Annotated in this window: 14 protein-coding genes; 8 read left to right on the top strand and 6 right to left on the bottom strand. The window is 38.4% G+C overall.

Going from position 1 to position 15,901, the window contains the following annotated elements:
• Positions 1 to 94: 94 nt before the first annotated feature.
• The 3 genes from argH to pyrE form a co-directional block, all read right to left on the bottom strand.
• Complete coding sequence (argH, locus tag LO761_RS10220; protein WP_272818191.1) at positions 95 to 1,435, bottom strand: argininosuccinate lyase; 1,341 nt, start codon at positions 1,433 to 1,435, stop codon at positions 95 to 97.
• Positions 1,436 to 1,439: 4 nt separating this feature from the next.
• Positions 1,440 to 1,868, bottom strand: coding sequence for an SRPBCC family protein (locus LO761_RS10215; protein WP_272818190.1), 429 nt, complete (start codon positions 1,866 to 1,868; stop codon positions 1,440 to 1,442).
• A gap of 77 nt (positions 1,869 to 1,945) precedes the next feature.
• Positions 1,946 to 2,584 (bottom strand): orotate phosphoribosyltransferase, encoded by a 639-nt coding sequence (gene pyrE / locus LO761_RS10210; RefSeq protein WP_272818189.1) that lies wholly within the window; start codon positions 2,582 to 2,584, stop codon positions 1,946 to 1,948.
• A gap of 807 nt (positions 2,585 to 3,391) precedes the next feature.
• Between pyrE and LO761_RS10205 the strand changes: the two genes are divergently transcribed.
• Positions 3,392 to 4,942, top strand: coding sequence for a hypothetical protein (locus tag LO761_RS10205; RefSeq protein ID WP_272818188.1), 1,551 nt, complete (start codon positions 3,392 to 3,394; stop codon positions 4,940 to 4,942).
• A gap of 878 nt (positions 4,943 to 5,820) precedes the next feature.
• Here LO761_RS10205 and LO761_RS10200 read toward each other — a convergent pair.
• The 3 genes from LO761_RS10200 to prmC are packed head-to-tail and all read right to left on the bottom strand — an operon-like array spanning position 5,821 to position 7,815.
• On the bottom strand, positions 5,821 to 6,513 hold the full coding sequence (locus LO761_RS10200; RefSeq protein WP_272818187.1) for a ComF family protein: 693 nt from the start codon (positions 6,511 to 6,513) through the stop codon (positions 5,821 to 5,823).
• Positions 6,497 to 6,982 (bottom strand): regulatory protein RecX, encoded by a 486-nt coding sequence (locus LO761_RS10195; protein WP_272818186.1) that lies wholly within the window; start codon positions 6,980 to 6,982, stop codon positions 6,497 to 6,499. Before LO761_RS10195 ends, LO761_RS10200 begins: the two co-directional genes overlap by 17 nt.
• Entirely contained in the window at positions 6,979 to 7,815 is an 837-nt protein-coding gene (gene prmC / locus LO761_RS10190) for a peptide chain release factor N(5)-glutamine methyltransferase (protein WP_272818185.1), read from the bottom strand. The genes LO761_RS10195 and prmC overlap by 4 nt, the downstream gene beginning before the upstream one ends.
• 44 nt (positions 7,816 to 7,859) lie before the next feature.
• On the opposite strand from prmC, the gene ribD reads away from it, so the two are divergent.
• The 7 genes from ribD (at position 7,860) to murI (ending at position 15,889) form a co-directional block, all read left to right on the top strand.
• On the top strand, positions 7,860 to 8,906 hold the full coding sequence (gene ribD / locus LO761_RS10185; RefSeq protein ID WP_272818184.1) for a bifunctional diaminohydroxyphosphoribosylaminopyrimidine deaminase/5-amino-6-(5-phosphoribosylamino)uracil reductase RibD: 1,047 nt from the start codon (positions 7,860 to 7,862) through the stop codon (positions 8,904 to 8,906).
• Between the two features lie 144 nt (positions 8,907 to 9,050).
• Positions 9,051 to 10,448 (top strand): DUF6242 domain-containing protein, encoded by a 1,398-nt coding sequence (locus LO761_RS10180; RefSeq protein ID WP_272818183.1) that lies wholly within the window; start codon positions 9,051 to 9,053, stop codon positions 10,446 to 10,448.
• Positions 10,449 to 10,450: 2 nt separating this feature from the next.
• Positions 10,451 to 11,182 carry an isoprenyl transferase gene (locus LO761_RS10175; RefSeq protein WP_272818182.1) on the top strand — a complete coding sequence of 244 codons (732 nt, stop codon included), beginning with the start codon at positions 10,451 to 10,453 and terminating at the stop codon, positions 11,180 to 11,182.
• A gap of 21 nt (positions 11,183 to 11,203) precedes the next feature.
• Positions 11,204 to 13,858: a BamA/OMP85 family outer membrane protein gene (locus tag LO761_RS10170; RefSeq protein ID WP_272818181.1), complete on the top strand. Its 2,655-nt coding sequence runs from the start codon at positions 11,204 to 11,206 to the stop codon at positions 13,856 to 13,858.
• 17 nt (positions 13,859 to 13,875) lie between these two features.
• Positions 13,876 to 14,394, top strand: a complete 519-nt coding sequence (locus LO761_RS10165) for an OmpH family outer membrane protein (protein ID WP_272818180.1) — start codon at positions 13,876 to 13,878, stop codon at positions 14,392 to 14,394.
• A 54-nt stretch (positions 14,395 to 14,448) separates the two neighbouring features.
• Positions 14,449 to 14,949, top strand: coding sequence for an OmpH family outer membrane protein (locus tag LO761_RS10160; protein ID WP_272818179.1), 501 nt, complete (start codon positions 14,449 to 14,451; stop codon positions 14,947 to 14,949).
• A 91-nt stretch (positions 14,950 to 15,040) separates the two neighbouring features.
• On the top strand, positions 15,041 to 15,889 hold the full coding sequence (gene murI / locus LO761_RS10155; protein ID WP_272818178.1) for a glutamate racemase: 849 nt from the start codon (positions 15,041 to 15,043) through the stop codon (positions 15,887 to 15,889).
• The last annotated feature ends 12 nt before the right edge of the window (positions 15,890 to 15,901 follow it).

Below are 15,901 nucleotides of genomic sequence, written 5' to 3'. Positions count from 1 at the left end.
ACGGGTGCAAAGATAAAACCTTTTATATAATCAACAAAATTTTGGTGTTAATTTTTTAATCCCATCGTTCAATTTAAGCGCATTAAGCATTCCACTAACGACCTAACAACTTCTTCTCTGCCTCTTGTATCTTCGCAAAGTCAAATTCATCAATCACCTTTTGCATCAGTACGGTAATCTGATCATTACAAAGATTACCAATACTGCCATCGTGTGTATGATAAATCTTTTTATCAGGTTTAAAGTTTCCTGCCACAATATCTAAGCCAACCTTTTTATATGCATCACGGAAAGGCATTCCATCCAAAGTCAAACGGTTGACTTCCTCCACACTAAACATATTATCGTAACGACTGTCATCCAAAATATGACGATTAACCTCCATACGTCCCATGATATAAGCAGCCATATCCAAACAATCTTCCAATTCTTGAAAAGAAGGCAAAAATATTTCCTTAATAATTTGAAGGTCACGGAAATAACCCGAAGGCAAATTATTCATAATCATCATAATCTGCTGTGGAAGAGATTGGATTTTATTGCATTTTGCACGAGTAAGCTCGAACACATCAGGATTCTTTTTATGAGGCATAATACTTGAGCCTGTGGTACACTCATCAGGCAACTTAACAAATCCGAAATTCTGGCTGCTGAACATACAAGCATCGAATGCCATTTTAGAAAGAGTCCCTGCAACAGAAGCTAAAGCAAAAGCTACGTTACGCTCCATTTTCCCACGCCCCATCTGAGCATAAACAACATTATAATTCATTGAATCGAAGCCCAATAGTTCTGTTGTCATAGCCCTGTTCAAAGGGAAAGAGGAACCATATCCGGCAGCGGATCCCAACGGATTACGGTTCGTTATCTTAAACGCAGCCTGAAGAAGCATCATATCATCTACCAAACTTTCGGCATAAGCACCAAACCACAATCCAAAAGAAGAAGGCATAGCCACCTGAAGATGGGTATAACCCGGCATCAGAACATCTTTATAATTATTACTCTGATCAATCAAAATATGGAAAAGAGACGATACTTTCTCTACCATACACTTAATCCGGGCACGAGTAAAAAGCTTCAAGTCAACCAGCACTTGATCATTACGCGAACGTCCGCTATGAATCTTCTTTCCCACATCGCCCAACTTACGAGTCAGCATCAATTCTACCTGAGAATGAACATCTTCAATGCCATCTTCAATAACAAACTCACCCTTTTCGGCCAAAGCATAAATTTGCTTCAATTCAGCTGATAGAATTTTCAACTCATCCGGCATCAACAGACCGATACTCTCTAACATAGTAATATGAGCCATAGAACCGAGCACATCATATTTTGCTAAATAGAGGTCTAATTCACGGTCTTTTCCTACTGTAAACTTGTCAATCTTCTCGTTTACTTGCACATTTTTTTCCCATAGTTTTGTTGCCATATCTTCAATATTTTATCATCGCAAGCAAATCTGCCAACTTCTCCACTCCTTCTTGAAGCGGCTTTGCAACCATTGACTTCATAAACATATTTACATCAGCACGAATAGTCAGCTTCATTTTAGACTGTTCTACAGTTTGATGCGGAAGAATTTGAACCCAAAGATTCATAGGAATAGGTGTATTAACCCCTTCAAACTTAATTTCTTTGCTCGGATTACGTTCAATAATCTTCATAGTCAGATTAAATCCTTGTATCTTAACCGAGATGGAATCCTGATCGAACGAGAAATCTTCGATTTTCCCTTGCAACTGTTCTTTCATTTCTTCCAACTTTCCACCCATATCGCTCAAGTTATTCAAATCGGATAACTTTTCATATACCCGTTCCTGACTATAAGGAATGTATTTTATATTACTTTCGTACTGTGCCATATTATTTATATATAAAAAGAGAATCTTCTAAAGCAATACACTCCAGAGGACTCTCTCTTCGTATGATTTAATCTGTCTTATTTTTCAACATCCCAATGAGCAGGATCCTTACGCCATGTATTCAGAACAGTAACATCTTCCTCACTGATATACTCGGTTTTCAAAGCCTCTTCGAGCACTGCTTCATAATTGGTCAACGTAACCAACGTTACTTTCGCGGCCTTAAACGCATCCACTGAAACCTGAAAACCATAAGTAAATGAAGCTACCATTCCGATAACCTCACAACCATTATTGCGAATAGCTTCTACAGCTTTTAAGCTGCTCCCACCTGTTGAAACCAAATCTTCAACAACAACAACTCTCATCCCCGGGCGAAGCTCGCCTTCAATTAAATTTTCCAATCCGTGATCTTTAGGATGAGAACGGACATAAACAAAAGGCAAGTTCAGTTCATCGGCAACTAAAGCACCCTGAGGAATTGCTCCGGTAGCGACACCGGCAATAGCATCCACCTGACCAAAACGTTCCTGAATGATCCGACTGATTTCAATCTTAACAAAATTACGGAGAGAAGGGTAAGAAAGAGTCTTGCGGTTATCACAATAGAATGGAGACTTCCAACCGGAAGCCCATGTAAATGGATTTGCAGGTTGCAACTTAATAGCCTTAATTCTCAATAACTTTTCAGCAAATAACTTCTCTAACGTTTTCATAATGCAAAATGTATGATTTGGAATGGCAAAAATAAAAAAATCAAATGTAAAAAAGAAACTTCAAATAGGGTATTTTTAATAAATAACGTGAATTCAATATAATTGGATAAATATATGGTTGATGATAAGCATTGTCATCATCGTAACATGGTTTAATGAAAACTTTTTGCATTTTTCTTGATTAATTTAAACTTAATACTTACCTTCGCCACCGAAATCATCAACGTGGATGATTTACATCCTATTATATAAATGTGTAAAGCGCAAGACTATTTTAATCATAACGTGAATTTTAAGACAAATTATTTGGCCATTCCAAACAATTTGCTAACACACACACACACACACACACACATTCTAATCGCCCCTACTTAAGCACATTTTTCCGTCTTTTCATACGCGCGCGTGTAAGCGCTGAAGACACTATCCATAAAGAGATTCCGATGAATTCTCTTGCCTCATTATTCATACCCTTTCGCGGGACTCGCGAAGAACATTATAAGCATCTAAATTCACTCAAAAAAAATATAAGTTATGAACGAAAAAGTAGAAAAAGATCAAAGTAGAAAGAAGTGGGCTTACGCAAGCCCTGCAATAGAAGTGATAACACTCCACTGTGAAAGTGTACTGCTAAGCGCATCGGGAGATCACGAACCGGGAACGGTGGCACCACCACTCGGTGACTAATGAGACTTTTATTTCGACGAAAAGGAGGGTACAGAACAAACAGTTTAGGTAATCCCCATCCTGAAACGAAAATACAGAAACATAAAGAAGAGTTATTAAGAATAAAAAACAGTAAATAAAATGAAGATAATAAAATCACTATTCATATCTGCCCTCGCATTGACGTTGGCAAGTTGCGCAAACGATGAGGTTATTGAGAATTTCTCCGGAGATACCACCTCGAAAGAGCAATCTGTGGCGGGAACGATATTCACCACAGGCGAAGATGTCTTAAAGACACGCACGAGTATGGAGACCGATTTGGCCAGCTATCTCAACTATTTCTGGGAAGCAACCGACAAGATAAGCGTGAAGAACGGTGCATCATGGGTTGCCAGCGGCAACGCCACCTTGAAAGACAGCAAAGGTAGGCGGGCTGATTTCGTTTTTGCAGGAAGCCCGCTCGCCGCTCCGGAATATATGGTTTACTACACCGGCAACGGTTCGAACAACGAGGTGAGCATCCCGGCCGAACAGATACAGGCGGAGGCAGGCAGCCACAGTCATTTCGGTATGTCGGGCGATTGCGGTGTAGCTAAGGCCGTCAAAGGTGCCGACGGGCATTACCATTTCACCCTTCACCACAAGGCGGCCATCGTAGCCTTCACACCGTACAGCACGCTCAACCTGGCCACTACGGTAAAGGTGAGAAGCATCACGTTCAAGGCCACGGAGGCTTCGAACGGAACGTTCACATTGCCCGACACGGAGGAGGGCGCCCTTGCTGTCAAGAACGCCGGTACAACCACAACCAAGGTGACGGTAACGAGCGGTGCGCCTTTCCCTAACGCAAAAGGTGTGACCAACGCCGTTTACATGGTGCTGAAACCCGGAAACTACACCAATGTAGAAATTACATACAACATAAGCGACAGCGGCAACGAGTTCGGCTCTGAAGTAAGTACCTCTTTCGTCAAGAAATATCCCTCGCTCACCATCAGCAGCAACCAGGTGCTGCCCGCAGAGCTGAAGGTCGACGAGTCGGCAATAACCACCACGCCCTACGACTATTATTACTGGGGCGCACAAGTGAGATACCCCATAGGCACCCCGGGTAGCGAGATTCATGAAGATAGTCCTGCCTACTGGAGCAATGCCACCACTTGCCCTCCGGGTACAGCCACGGCCGCATGCCCCAACATCAATGAACTGCGCTGGTATGTAGAGAAAGGTGACATCCACTGGGACGATGCCAAGCTATGGTGCATGCATGGCCATCTCTATAAGGGAGGTATATGGATAAAGAAACAGCAGGTCATTGCCACGGAGAACAGTGCAACGACGGGTGGCAGCGTAGCCTACCTGAAGACCAAGGCACCTAATGGCGTGGATTATGAAACGAATGTTGAGAATGCAGGTAGTATTATTTCGTCTGTTCCCAACGTTGCAACACAGCCCCTTACCAATGCCGATGATTATTTCTTCCTGCCGGCAGCTGGCGAGGTAGAACCCGATTGGAAGCCCGGTGAGCTGATTATTAATAATGGAAGTTGGTATTTGTGCAGTACGGCCAATAATACTATGACGTCTGTTAATGAGGGCGCGGTAGCTTTACGTATTGAACCCACTTTGATAGAAATTAATACCATTATCTACCGCAGCTGTGTTTACAAGGCTTGGACAGCCCAATAATATAAAAAACAGGCCTTGTCAGCCGACAAACCGTCCAAACGAGTAAAAAGTACGCATTGTCACGCTGACAAAGTCTCCAGACGAGTAAAAAGTACGCTTTGTCAGATGACATAGCGCCCAAACGACTCAAAAGCACGCTTTGTCAGGCTGACAAAGCCCTCAAACGAGTCAATCGGGCAATATGTCGCCTGACATTGTGTTTTATCAATAGTACTAACCCCTCAAACATTAAAAACTATGGCTAAGAAAACTGAAACCATTCTGTTTTATCGTGTCAACGCAAGTTCACTAAGGCGGAGTTTGAAATACAGCTCGGTCAGCTGGGCGGACTGCAGATAAAAAGGATAGGATAAACTGAAAAAACTTATACAATAATCTTTAAATATCAGGGGGCTGGTCGCGGTGATACGCTCAGCCCCCTTTTTTATACCCTTGCTAATTTAACGTGAATTCGATGAAATAACAGGATGCCTATGTAGAAATCTACAAAGATGGAATACGACCTTATAGTATGTTTAAAACGATGTTTTTCTCTTTTTATCAGGTTCTTTAAAATTGTCATAAAGAGATTAGTAAAAAAGAACCGTATGAATCACTCAACTCATACGCATAATCTACTTGTTTCACATCAGTGAAACAAGTGACTCACATCTGTGAAACGAATGTATCACATCTGTGAAACGAAAAATTCTTTTGATGAATACGGCAACATATATGGCCACTTTCTTTGTTCCTACGTATCGGGGTAGTAGCCGTGTACCATTGATTTCTTCAAAGATTTGCGTGTCTGTTTAAGAAGCTGCGGAGATACGCGGCTTACATTATTTTGAATTCGTCGAACTCACGTTAATTTACTTACGTATAAATAGAAGAATCGGTCAATCATATCCCGCCAAAGCTAACGTAAGTACACTTATCCGGAGTCCGCCAACTCCGGCCATAGCATCGGATGCCGCGACCAAGGTAGCGCCGGTAGTCAGCACATCGTCCACCAATAAGATATGTTTATCCTTTAAAACCTCCGGATGGATACACTCAAACATATCCCGCATACTCTCAAAACGTTCAATTCTTGTTTTATGTGTCTGAGTAGTTGAATAAGAAGAACGAATAAGCACCTCTTTATGAATGGGGAAATGTGTAATGTCAGCAATCCCTTTAGCCAACCATTCACTTTGATTATACCCTCGCTCTTTCTCTCTTTTGGGATGAAGAGGTATCGGGACGATAAAATCAATACCATCAAAAAAACCGGAAAGAGAAATGCTATTCGCCATGCAATGTCCCAAAAAACGTCCAATCTCTTTATTGCCATAATATTTTAGCTCATACAAAAGATTTCTGACATCTCCACCTTTTGAATAGTATAAATAAGAAGTAGCACGTTCGATAGGCATCTTCCCCCAAAAGTTCTTCTCTATCTCATTATCTTTCTGCAAATGCAAATTTGTCAGAGGCAAATTACTAAGACAATGCAAACAGACAAAATTCTCCATTTGCAATAAAGGCTTACCACAAATTACACACGGACGAGGAAAAAATAAATCCCATAAATTAGTCCATATAGTCATCTGTCTCGGGTTGTTTTATCAAACGTAAAATTTCTTCCATTTCATATCCTCTGCTCAACGCAAATTTAATAAGTTTGCCATTCCGTTCATAGTCAGTCCCCGCGGTTATCGACCTACGCTTCTGCCGCAGGAGCTTCTTTAAATTCCGCGCGTATTCAACCTCGTCTATTTCATTCAGTCCTCTATCAATCAGTTCTTCAGATATTCCCTTTTGCTTTAAATACATGCTGATTTTTATTCTCCCCCAACCATTAAACCTATATTTATCACGAACAAAAGCAATGGCATATCGTTGTTCATCTATAAACTTATTTTTTAATAGATGAGTAATCACTTTTTCACTTACCTCAGATGTAGTACCCCACAAACTAAGCTTAGCCTCAACTTCCGAGACACAATGTTCAACCGATGCACAATATGCTTCTGCCTTATTTCGAATGACGTCTTCTATACTCATTTCTTCTTTCATATTAAAGCCTTTATCATCCGATCATTGCCAAACATATCCTTTCGAAGTTCAACTTGATGGTAGCCTTTATTCTCCAATATATTTTTAATTTCTTTTCCAAAATGCTGATTTATCTCGAAATAAAGTTTGCCATTCGTACTCAATACATCAATACCGACGTCAGCAATTCTTTTATAGAAAAGGAATGGGTCATCATCCGAAACAAAAAGCGCGATTTCCGGTTCCCAATCTAAAACATTCCTTTCCATCGATTGTTTTTCCGCATTGGTAACATACGGAGGGTTACTTACAATCATATCAAACCTATCCGTTTTGTCCAATAAACTCAATACATCAATTTGCTTAAAACAAACATTAACTCCATTCAACTCCGCGTTTCTCCTTGCAACTTGTAAAGCCGACTCCGAGATATCCCAAGCTGTAACGTTAGCACTTTTCAATTTTTTTGCTAAAGAAATTGCAATACAACCACTCCCTGTCCCTATATCCAAAATCCTCAAACCGGAAGTCAGGTTCTCTTTAACAATCCACTCCACCAATTCTTGAGTTTCGGGACGAGGAATAAGAACATTAGGATTAACTTCAAAAGTCAAGTCACAAAAAGTTTCTCTACCTAACACATACTGTACAGGTTCATTATTTTGAAGTCGACGAAGAATATTGTCCATTTCTTTCTGTTCATTCACCGAAAGATTTCTATCTTTGCCTCCATAAAGTTCCAACTGTGTGAAGCCAAAATGTTGAGTAAGCAGCAATTTTGCAATAGACAACGCCTCGGAATCGGAACAGATTCCTTGCAAAGCTCGACGTATATAAGCAATAGTTGGATGCATCTGTTTAATTTTACAACAAAAATAAGCATTTCCGCTGAAAGGATATGACAAAAGAAGAAAAATATATTTCCCGTTGTCTGGAATTAGCAAGGAACGGACTGTCTACTACGCCTCCGAATCCAATGGTAGGCGCGGTCATTGTATATAAAGATAGGATTATAGGAGAAGGTTATCACGTTCATTACGGACAGGCGCATGCCGAAGTAAATGCAATTTGCTCTGTAAAAGAGAAAGATATCCATTTACTAAAGGAAGCAACCATATATGTTAGCTTAGAGCCATGCTCTCATTACGGAAAAACCCCGCCTTGTGCTGATCTCATTATAGAAAAGCACATACCTCATGTGGTTATTGGTTGTTTAGACCCATTCTCCCTTGTTTCCGGCAGAGGAATGAAAAAGCTGAGAGATGCCGGAATTGATGTTAAAGTTGGAGTGCTGGAAAAAGAATGTCGCCAATTAAACCGTAAGTTCTTTACATTCAATATCTATAAACGTCCTTATATAATATTAAAATGGGCAGAGTCAGCTGACAAATTTATAGGAAAAGAATATTATAAAAACAAGCCCATCATGTTATCATCACCTTTGACTCAAATGTTGGTTCACAAGCGAAGGGCTGAAAGTTCTGCTATTTTAGTAGGAAGAAGAACTGCTCTCATAGACAATCCCTCTTTAACAACTCGGGCTTGGCATGGAAAAAATCCAGTAAGAATTACATTAGATAAGGATTTAACTTTACCTTCAGGAATACATTTTTTTGATGGCAATGTTCCAACTATCGTATTTACATCGAAGACAACAACTAAAAGAGTACCCAATACAGAATTTATCCAGTTGAATTTTTCATCCAATATTCTTCCTCAAATAATGGATATCCTTTACGCTAAGAAACTACAATCACTTCTTGTAGAAGGAGGTAGTCAATTGCTCCAATCGTTTATTAACAGTAACCTATGGGACGAAGCTTTTGTTGAAGAAAGTCCAATAAAACTGGATAATGGGATAAAAGCCCCCAACATTAACAGTTGCTGTTTAAAGGATTCAGAGATGCACTTTGGACGAATAATCAAACATTATAATAACCTTTAAATTAATTAAAATGCTAAAAATAATGCTTCAACGAAGAATAAAAGCATTATTTTATCTATAATTATTATAAAACTTGATTCAAAAGCACGCTAAAGAAAAAAATCTTTTTACTTTTGCAATTTATAACTAAAGACTCATTTACAAATGAAACTAAAGTTTCTACCTGTTTTGGCAAATCTATTTATGGTGATTATCATGCTGCCATCTTGTATGGGAAGCAAGGAGAATAACATAGAATATCCATCAAATGCCAGTATCATCGCTTTTTCAATCGGTGATATTAAAACAGAATACCCCAAAGTAATCAACGGTGTCGATTCTACTGTTACTGTAACCTTAAAAGGCAAAGACTATCCTTTCGCCATCGACCAAGTGAATCATCTGATATACAATGTAGACTCTCTACCTTATGGAACCAATGTAAGCGCAGTGACCACTTCCATTACAGCTGACACTAACTATATTATTTACACTAAAAACACTTCCGGTAGAGATACATTATGGACAGCAACCGATTCAATTAATTTTGAAAGTCCTGTCAACTTTAAAGTATCTTCACAAAGTGGTACTTATGGAGCTACTTATAAAATTAGTTTGAACGTTCATAGAATTGACCCTGAAGTCATGGTCTGGTCTCAACTGGCAAGTGATTTTCCCGGAAGCGAAATCGAAAAGCAAAAAGCTGTTTATTTTAATGGTAAGATTTATGTTTTCGCGGATGCCACTGATCAAGTCAAAGTTACTTCAACAGATTATACTTCAGGAACTCAATGGTCTGAACTTAAAACATTAAACATATCAGGTAAAGCTGATTACAGCTCTGTAATGGCTTGGGCTGACAAATTATACATTCTGGTTGGAGATAAACTTTACAGTTCGGCTGACGGTTCCTCATGGGAAGAAGTTAATGGCGTGCCATCATTGAGTTTAATCGTATCAAACTATTATAAATCAGATACAAATAAATTAATGATTGCCATAAACAAAGCTGGAACTAAGTTTGTTGAAAGCTCTGACGGATTATCATGGAATGAAACTACGAATGTCCCGGCCGGATTCCCTAAAGAAAATATTTCATACGTTAGTTATGACTTACCCAGCAATAAAAACATTCAAAAAATGCTAATCATGGGTAAGAATGATTCTGATGACTATGCCATCACTTGGTCAAGACTAAGCACAGAATCCACATGGGGAGACCATACACCATCACAAGATAAATATGCGCTGCCCAAGCTTGAAAATATTGCAATGATTCAATGCAATGACAGTATTTATGCTTTTGGTGGTGACGGAGCTGTCAACAATACAACATATACAGCTTTCTCTACTTTTTTCATTTCTAAAGACCATGGTATTAACTGGCAATCATTAACGGAAAAGATTCTTTTCCCAGACGTTTTTAATACATATTATAATAATGCTCATGGAAACTTTTCATACACGATTAGTCCAAATCAATATTTATGGATTATGTGGAGTGGCAGACAGTACATTTGGAAAGGAAGAATGAACAAACAAGGATTTGTAATAAAAAATTAGAGATGTCGTATAGAGATAAAATAAATATGGATCGTATACCACAGCATGTTGCCATTATTATGGATGGTAACGGCCGATGGGCGAAGCAAAAAGGAAAGGCAAGAACTTTTGGCCATCAAGCAGGAGCCCAAACTGTCCATACTATAGCATCAGAGGCAGCTCGATTAGGAATAAAGTATCTTACTCTTTACACCTTTTCAACTGAAAATTGGAATCGTCCGGCAGATGAAGTCGCGGCATTAATGGCATTGCTGATAGACTCTATCGAAGAGGATACTTTCATGAAAAATAATATTCGATTCAGAATTATTGGAAATGTTGAGAAATTACCAAAAGATGTTCTGACACGTCTTAATCAATGCATTGAACACACTTCTAAAAACACGGGTATGAATTTAATTCTTGCGCTCAGTTATTCTTCAAAATGGGAATTAACAGAAGCAACTAAGCAAATAGCCCAAGAAGTGAAAGAAAATAAATTAGAAATAGATTCCATATCAGAAAAGGTCATATCAGCACATTTAACCACGAACTTCATGTCCGATCCGGATTTTCTCATAAGAACAGGAGGAGAAATCCGATTAAGCAATTATCTGCTTTGGCAATGTGCATACACAGAACTTTATTTCTGTAATACATATTGGCCGGACTTTAACAAAGAAGAACTTTGGAAAGCAATCTGTGATTACCAACAAAGAGAACGACGTTTTGGAAAAACAAGTGAACAAATATAAAGATAATATATAATAAGAAATATGCGATACCGTTTAATACCTATCATTTTAGCCCTTCTTTGCCTATTGAATATTCCAATAGAAGGTAAAGCTCAGCAAGTGGCTGAAACTGATACAATCTTTAACCCCATCATTCTTTATAATGGCACACCAAAGAAATATACTATAGCAGGAATAAGTGTCAGGGGAATAGAAAATTATGAAGATTACGTATTAATTGGTCTATCAGGCTTATCAATAGGACAAACAATTACAGTTCCCGGCGATGAGATAACAAATGCCATCAAACGATATTGGAAACATGGCCTTTTTTCTGATGTTCAAATAACAGCGGAAAAAGCACTTGGTGATAAAATCTGGTTAAAAATTCTTTTAACCCAACGCCCACGAATCGCGAATATTAATTACCACGGAATAAAGAAGAGTGAAAAAGAAGATCTGGAAGCTAAATTAGGATTAGTGAAAGGTAGTCAAATCACACCTAACTTAATAAGTCGTGCAGAAATCTTGATAAAAAAGCATTTTGATGAAAAAGGATTCAAGAATGCAGAAGTCAATATTATTGAACGAAATATCAATGGAAAGAAAGATCAAGTTGATGTTGACATAAATATTGATAAGAAAGAAAAGGTAAAGGTTCATAAAATAACTATCGATGGTAATCAGATCCTCAGCGATAAGAAATTGAAACGAGTAATGAAGAAGACCAACGAAAAAAACAAACTTAAAAATATCTTCCGTACGAAAAAATTTATCGAGGAAAACTATGAGAAAGATAAACAGCTTATCATAGACAAGTACAACGAACTTGGCTATCGTGATGCTATGATTGTCTCCGATAGCATTTCAAATTATGATGACCGTACTGTAGATGTTTATATGAAAATTGAAGAAGGTCAACGTTACTACTTAAGAAATATAACATGGGTTGGCAATACCGTATATCCTTCTGATTACTTAGAGGCAAAATTGCAAATGAGTCATGGAGACGTTTATAATCAGAAGTTATTGAACGATCGTTTATCAAAAGATGATGATGCTATTGGAAATGATTATTATAATCATGGTTATGTATTCTATGGTCTCGACCCTGTAGAAGTTAATATCGATGGTGATTCCATTGACTTAGAAATGCGCATACAGGAAGGACCACAAGCAAGCATCAGCAAAGTGAGAATTAACGGTAACGACCGACTATATGAGAATGTCGTCCGCCGTGAGCTTCGTACTCGTCCGGGTGACTTATTCAGTAAAGAAGCCATCGAACGATCTTATCGTGAGATAGCTCAGATGGGACATTTCAATCCTGAGAATATAAAACCTGACATTGTGCCGAACGCTCAAAATGGAACAGTAGACATCAATTGGGACTTGGAATCTAAAGCAAACGACCAGGTGGAATTTTCTGCGGGTTGGGGACAAACAGGTGTAATTGGTAAATTAAGCTTGAAGTTCACCAACTTCTCTTTAAAAAATTTGTTCCATAAGAGTAATAACTATCGAGGTATTCTTCCACAAGGTGATGGTCAAACGTTAACAATCAGCGGTCAGACAAATGCCCGTTACTATCAACAGTATAGTGTTTCATTCTTCGACCCGTGGTTTGGAGGCAAACGCCCTAACTCTTTATCCGTTTCCGCTTACTACTCAAGGCAAAGTGATATAAACAGTAGTTTTTATAACTCCGCTTACCTTAATAGTATGTATAGCACGATTTACGGATATGGGTATGGAGGCTATAACGGAGGATATGGAAGATACAGCCCCGAAGCCTATTCCGACCCGGACAAAACTCTTCAGATGTACGGTTTGTCTGTTGGGTGGGGTAAACGTTTAAGATGGCCGGACGATTACTTTACTTTAACGGCAGAATTGTCTCTCCAGCGTTTCATATTAAAGAACTGGAGCTATTTATTTGTCCGTTTAAACAATGGAGAATATCTGACTACTGGTAAAAGTAACTTAGTGAGTTTAGGTCTTACCTTGTCACGTAACTCCTCTGATAACCCAATTTATCCACGTCGTGGTTCTGAGTTCACCGCATCGGTACAACTCACACCTCCTTACTCACTATTTGATAATAAAGATTATAGCACCTATGGTACAACAGATTATGATGAAGCTGCCAGCATGTTTAAATGGGTTGAGTTCCATAAATGGAAATTCAAATCAAAAACCTATACCTCTTTAAGCACAGCGCAAAAGACTCCGGTCATAATGACACGTTTTGAATTTGGATTATTAGGGCATTATAATAAGTATAAAAAATCTCCATTTGAGACATTCTATGTAGGTGGTGATGGTATGACCAGATATAGTACAAACTATGCGTCCGAGACCATTGCCCTTCGAGGTTATGAGAATGGAGCACTGACCGATTACGGGTCAGAAGGTTATGCATACACTCGAATGGGAGCAGAACTTCGCTATCCGCTAATGTTAGAAAACTCTACAAGTATTTATGTACTTGGATTTATAGAAGCAGGTAATGCTTGGCATGATGTAAATAAGTTCAATCCTTTTGATATGAAACGTTCTGCCGGTGTCGGTGTCCGTATCTATCTTCCTATGATCGGTATGATGGGTATTGATTGGGCTTATGGATTTGATAAGGTTAGAGGTACAAAAGAGTACGGTGGAAGTCGTTTCCATTTTATATTAGGACAAGAGTTTTAACCATAAAGATGAATTATATGAAAAAGGTAATTTTAACAACCCTATTGGTGATAGCATGTACATTTACAGCTAATGCACAGAAATTTGCTTTGATTGATATGGAGTACATCACAAAAAATATTCCTGAATACCAAAAGGCAACAGAACAACTGAATTCTCTTCAAGAACAGTATCAGAAAGAGATTGAAGCTTTGTCAAAAGACGCGCAGAATCTTTACAAACAATACCAACAAACGTCTTCCAACCTTTCGGGTTCACAACGTAATCAGAAAGAAGAGGCAATTGTAAATAAGGAAAAAGAGGCTCAACAACTTCGTCAGAAGTACTTTGGACCGGAAGGAGAGATGACTAAAAAGCAAGAAGAATTAATCTCTCCTATCCAAAACAGAATTTACGAAACAGTAAAACAATTAGCACAAAGTCATGGATACAGTGTAGTTTTCGACCGTGCAGCTGCACAAAATACGATGATTTTTGCTTCTCCCAAAATAGATATTAGTGATGAAGTCCTTTCAAGATTAGGATATTCAAAATAATTTCATATATTTGCAGCATAATTAAAACGAAGTAACTAATAAAAAAATAAAACAATGTTGAAGAGAATCTTACTTTTATTTTTGCTTATCGCTCCAGTAAGCGTTTTTGCACAGAAGTTTGGGCATATCCGTTCTATGGAGATTGTGTCTTCTATGCCGGAATACACTAAAGCTCAAACAGATATCCAAGCAATGCAGAAACAATATGAAGACGAGATGAAGCGTACTCAAGACGAACTCCAGAAAAAGTACTCCGAGTACCAACAGGAGCAAGCTAACCTTCCTAAAAATATTCAGGAAAGACGCCAGAAAGAATTACAGGATTTAAACGATAAAGGCATTCAATTCCAGCAAGACGCTCAGCAGAATCTACAAAAATCTTATCAAGATATGATGCAACCCATTATTAAAAAGGTAGAGGATGCTATCAAATCTGTAGGTGATGCCGGTGGTTATACTTATATCTTTGATTTAGACCGTACGGATATTCCATATATCGGTACATCTTCAACTGATATCAGCTCAGCCGTTAAAGAAAAATTAGGTTTGAAATAAAATCAAATCTTTCGGTAATATTCCAATACATAGCATATCTCTCGATTATTTGATAGCAAATGGTCGAGAGATTTTTTAAATTTATCAAGTAATGGAAAATACGAAAAGACTCTCTATGAATGGACCGATTGGAGTATTCGATTCCGGATACGGTGGACTTACCATATTAAAAGGTATACGACAACTTATGCCCGAATATGATTATATATATTTAGGAGATAACGCAAGAGCACCTTATGGAACCCGATCTTTCGAAATAGTTTACGAATTTACACTTCAAGCTGTAAATAAACTATTTAACCTTGGCTGTCCACTAATCATATTAGGATGCAACACAGCCTCAGCAAAAGCACTCCGCTCCATTCAACAAATAAATCTTCCAAAAATAGATTCAACCAGAAGAGTTCTCGGAGTAATCCGACCAACTGCCGAATGTATAGGTTCCATGACCAAAAGCCGACATGTAGGTGTACTTGGGACAATAGGCACCATTAAATCGGAATCTTATCCAATAGAAATAAAGAAATTATTCCCTGATATAACCGTTACGGGACAAGCCTGTCCGATATGGGTCCCCATGGTGGAGTATAACGAGTTTAATAATGAAGGAGCAGATTATTTCGTTCAAAAATATATCTATGAACTTCTTGAAAAAGATCCAACAATTGATACTATTATTTTAGGATGCACTCATTATCCTTTATTAATTGATAAAATAAAAAAATATATCCCGCAAAACATCCATTTAGTCTCTCAAGGCGATTATGTGGCAAAAAGTTTACGCAATTACTTAAACCGACATACAGAAATGGATGTCAGGTGTACCAAAGGGGGCACTTGTCTTTTCCTAACAACAGAAAGTGTCGATAAATTCGAAGAATCGGCATCCATCTTTCTCGGACAAGAAAAAATTGAAGTACAGAGCATCTCTTTAGAGTAAAAAATTCAACTT

Source organism: Phocaeicola oris, assembly GCF_021295095.1.
Lineage (GTDB): Bacteria > Bacteroidota > Bacteroidia > Bacteroidales > Bacteroidaceae > Phocaeicola > Phocaeicola oris.
Note: the sequence above shows the minus strand (reverse complement) of the source record. Positions and strands in the feature narration are given on the sequence as shown.